The organism is Sutterella parvirubra YIT 11816 (assembly GCF_000250875.1).
GTDB lineage: Bacteria > Pseudomonadota > Gammaproteobacteria > Burkholderiales > Burkholderiaceae_F > Sutterella > Sutterella parvirubra.
The window spans coordinates 38,815-42,754 of record NZ_JH605000.1; the positions used below are offsets into that span (position 1 = coordinate 38,815).

Genomic DNA, 3,940 nt, shown 5'->3' on the forward strand with positions numbered 1-3,940 from the left:
GGGGGAGTTCAAGTACTTCGGCTGCTCGTCGCCTTTGAACGTGCGCGCGCCGAAGCCGATCACGAGGCCCTTCACGTTCCGGATCGGGAACATCAAACGGTCGCGGAAGGCGTCGTAGCGGCGGCCGTTCTTTTCGTTGACGAGACCGGCGGTGAGAAGCTCGCCGCTCTCATACTTGTCGCCGAAGACGGCCTTCAACCCATGCCACCCCTCGGGCGAGACGCCCAGCGCGAAGCGCGCGGCCGTCTCCCCGCTGATCCCGCGGGCCTTGAGGTATTCGATCCCCTTCTGGCTTTGGCGCAGCTCCGCCGTGTAGAAGTCGGCTGCGTCCTTCATGAAGTCGGCCAGGGACTTCGCGCGTTCGCGCTCCGCAGCCGCCCGGGGCGAGCGGTCCCGCGGGACGTCCATCCCGTAGATCCCGGCGAGCTTCTCGACGGCTTCGGGGAATTCGAGATGCTCCATCTCCATGATGAAGCGGATCGCATCGCCCGCCTTGCCGCAGCCGTAGCACTTGTAGAACTGCTTTTGCGGATTGACCGCAAAGCTCGGCGTCTTCTCCTTGTGGAAGGGGCAGCAGGCCATCCAGTTGCGGCCCTTCTTCTGGAGCGGCACGTAGCGCTGCACCACGTCGACGATGTCGGCGCGGTCGAGAAGGTTGGAGATGAAGCCTGCGGGGATCATGCTGGAGCAAAAGGGGCGTGTTCGGTAACCGGTTCGGTTCGTCGGAAGGCCTTGGAATCCCTCTTCGAGGGGAGCTTCCGACAAAAGGAGAAGCGTACAGGGATTGGCGGAGACGTTCGTTAATGGAAGTCAAGCCCCCTGTTCGGGCCTCCCCAAATAGGGGACTCAAGAAAAAGGCGCCCCCAAATGCATGGGAGCGCCAATTTCTTTGCGTTCGGACGCGGCCTCCAGGTGGGGAGCCCTTGTCCGATGAAAACCGCCGGCTGCGAGCCGACGAGCGCTTCATCAGGCGGTCAGACGCGCCTTGATGAGGGCCGAAACCTTCCCGAGGTCGGCGCGGCCGTTGACGCGCGGCTTCACGACGGACATCACTTTGCCCATCGCGGCCATGCCGGTCATGCCGACTTCGGCGACGGCTTCCTCGACGATCGCGGCCACTTCCTCGTCGGAGAGCTGCTGCGGAAGGTACGTCGAAAGCACGTCGATTTCAGCCTGTTCGTTCGCCGCGAGGTCCTCGCGGCCGCCCGAACGGTACTGCTCGACCGAGTCGCGGCGCTGCTTGACCATTTTGCCGATCACGGCAAGCACGTCTTCATCACCGGCTTCGATCTGCTCGTCGATCTCACGCTGCTTGATCGCGGCAAGGAGCAAACGAATCGTGCTCAGACGCGCGGCATCATGCGAGCGCATGGCGGCCTTCATATCTTCGCGGATTCTGTCCTTAATCATCACCATCCTTCGTGAGGCTGAATGTCAGTGGGAAATGGGGTTCAGTCGACCCCGTCCGGAATGCGCTTCCGGGGGCGGGAAACTTGCCTAATCGACCGACCGATTAGTAGAGCTTCTTCGGGAGCATCATGCTGCGAAGACGCTTGTAGTGGCGCTTGACGGCGGCGGCCTTCTTGCGCTTACGTTCGGCGGTGGGCTTTTCGTAGAATTCGCGCGCGCGGAGTTCGGTCAGGAGGCCGGACTTTTCGATGGTGCGCTTGAAGCGGCGGAGGGCGACTTCAAACGGTTCGTTTTCTTTAACGCGGATAGTGGGCATTAAAACACCTGGAATTGTGATGACCCGGAAATTTGGTTTTTCAAGCCCTCGGCGTCTGGTTCCGGGACAAGATGCCGAGGATGCGAAGGGCGCATTCTCGCACAGCCCGGCCCTCATTTCAACGCCCGGAGCCCAATTTTTTGCCGTGTTTCGGGAAACGCCCGCACACTCGGCGCAGAGTTTGTGCGGATAGGGGCGGATTTTTGGGGTTTGCGAGCTGCCGCCCCCCCGCCGTCACGGCAATGTCCGGGTTCGTGCAGGCCGCGCCGGTCAGAGTTCTTCGGGGGCCTTGAGGACGTCCTCAAGCGTGAGTCCCCGCTGGCGCGGTTCGCCGTAGCCCTGCAACTGCGGCGCGCAGGCCTTCCGGAAGACCTCGGCCTTTCGGGCAAGCGCCTTCAGGTCGATCCGCTCCGGCAGGCGCCGGACGTCCGCCATCTCGAGCGCCTGCGTCCATTCGTTGAGCGCAACGAGGTCGACGGCGTTCCCGCCCTGCCGGTCCCACCAAGCGTCCGTCATCGTCCAGCGCGGGTCCGCCCCGTAGATTTGACGGAACCAGTCTGCGAGCGTCCCTTCCGTGAAGGCGTCCCACGAGCGCAGGCAGTTCTCACGCAGGGCATCCCACATGCCCCGCTCGGCGAGTTGTCGGCAGAAAGCAGGTTCGACGAACCGGAACCAAAACCGGAAGTACGGGTCGGCGAACCCGTAGCGCAGTCCCCGCGTCCCCGACGCGAAGAGCGCCGGGCGCTTCGCAAGGAGCCCGTAGCGGTTCTCGAGCCTGTCCATGTAGCCCGCGAGGTTTTGGCCTTGGAGCCGCTCACTGATCGAGGTCCACGTGTCGGCGCCGAAAGTCACCGCCCGAAGAATCCGCTCGTAGACGGAGGATTCGGTCCGGAAGTCCGTTGCGAGGAGCATGTCGCCCTCCGTGCGGAAGGCTTCACCTTCTTCCGAAAAGATCCACCGAAGGAGGTCTTCCCGCGTGAGCGGCGTCCTGTCGGCCAAGCACGCCGCATAGCCCGGAACGCCCCCGGTGACGGCGTGGAACGTAATGAGGTCGTCGGCGCTCCCGCGCGGGTTGAGCTCCAAGAAGACCCTGCGCATCTCGCCGGGCGTGAAGGGCCGGAGCGTCAGCGACAGGTCCTGACGGCCGAAGAGCGGCTCGCCCGCATCGTCGAAGATGCGCCGCATGATCGAGGTGACCGAGCCGCCCATCATGAGAAGGAGGCGCGAGTCGTCCTTCCCCAGATCCCACACGCCCTGAAGGTCCGCCCAGAAGGCGGGCGCAACGGCGTCGAGCGCTTGGCACTCGTCCACGATCATCAGGGAGGGCTTCTCTCTCGTGAGCCTCATCACGAACCGGACGACGTTCCCGAGCGTCAGGCGGCGCGGGCCGTCGTCCTCATTGAGACCAAAGACTTCCCGGACCTGATCCATCCAGATCTGAGCCAACTCTGCCTCGGCGTACTTCCGCGAGCCCAAGAAGTAGAGCACGGGCGGCCGCTCTCCTTCGCGACCTTCAGCATGAGCGTCGTCTTGCCGACGCCGCGGCGGCCCTGGACGACCACCAGGCGCGAGCTCTTATCCGACAACCGCAGCTCCCGCCGCACCGCTTCGAGTGGTTCGGTTCGTCCGTAGAACTTCATGCGTCCTCCACACGGGTCGTCTTCACCGTGAGCATCATGACCACAACAGTCGCAGCTACAGTTGTTGTAGCTGCAGTCAGTGTAACCAAGGACGAGGCACTGAAATCAAGCGGGGCGCCTCTCAGCACCCCGCTCTTGACTCCACCCGACTTCTTCAGTCCGGCTTCTTCTCTTCCTTCGGCCGGTCGAACCACCCCGAGAGCGTCTCGACTTCAACGACGGGCAAACCCGTCCTCACGCGGGCTTCTTTCAATATCCCGGGCGCGGCGCCCTTCCCCACGTGCACGACCGCTCCTTCGGGGAGCATGCGCACGCGGAACGTCAACCCCAAACGAACCAAGGGCTCCAACGCGGACTCCGCGGCGGCGACGCGCTTCAGCTCCTCTTCGGACGGGATCCGCCCGTAGGGAAAGCGCGTCATGAGGCAGGGCCTCGCCGCCTGGTCGGCGTCCGGCATCCCCCAACGGCGGGCGAGCTCGCGGATCTCGTGCTTCTCAAAGTCGGCTTCAAGAAGGGGCGAGAAGATCCCGGCCTCCCGCACGGCACGGGCGCCGGGCCGCCAGCCCTGACGGTC

6 protein-coding genes are annotated in these 3,940 nt (G+C 64.1%); all 6 read right to left on the minus strand.

Annotation, left to right across the window (positions count from 1 at the left end; genetic code table 11):
- A partial coding sequence (locus tag HMPREF9440_RS10735; protein ID WP_008543060.1) for a DNA primase occupies positions 1-681 on the minus strand: 681 nt, incomplete at its 3' end.
- Between the two features lie 285 nt (positions 682-966).
- Positions 967-1,416 (minus strand): GatB/YqeY domain-containing protein, encoded by a 450-nt coding sequence (locus HMPREF9440_RS07720; RefSeq protein WP_008543062.1) that lies wholly within the window; start codon positions 1,414-1,416, stop codon positions 967-969.
- Between the two features lie 97 nt (positions 1,417-1,513).
- Entirely contained in the window at positions 1,514-1,726 is a 213-nt protein-coding gene (gene rpsU, locus HMPREF9440_RS07725) for a 30S ribosomal protein S21 (RefSeq protein WP_005431181.1), read from the minus strand.
- A 270-nt stretch (positions 1,727-1,996) separates the two neighbouring features.
- On the minus strand, positions 1,997-3,214 hold the full coding sequence (locus HMPREF9440_RS07730; RefSeq protein ID WP_008543066.1) for an AAA family ATPase: 1,218 nt from the start codon (positions 3,212-3,214) through the stop codon (positions 1,997-1,999).
- Positions 3,100-3,366 (minus strand): AAA family ATPase, encoded by a 267-nt coding sequence (locus HMPREF9440_RS12430; protein ID WP_392391999.1) that lies wholly within the window; start codon positions 3,364-3,366, stop codon positions 3,100-3,102. The genes HMPREF9440_RS07730 and HMPREF9440_RS12430 overlap by 115 nt, the downstream gene beginning before the upstream one ends.
- Before the next feature lie 154 nt (positions 3,367-3,520).
- Positions 3,521-3,940: hypothetical protein (locus tag HMPREF9440_RS07735; protein ID WP_040764741.1), on the minus strand; the 420-nt coding region annotated here is incomplete at its 5' end.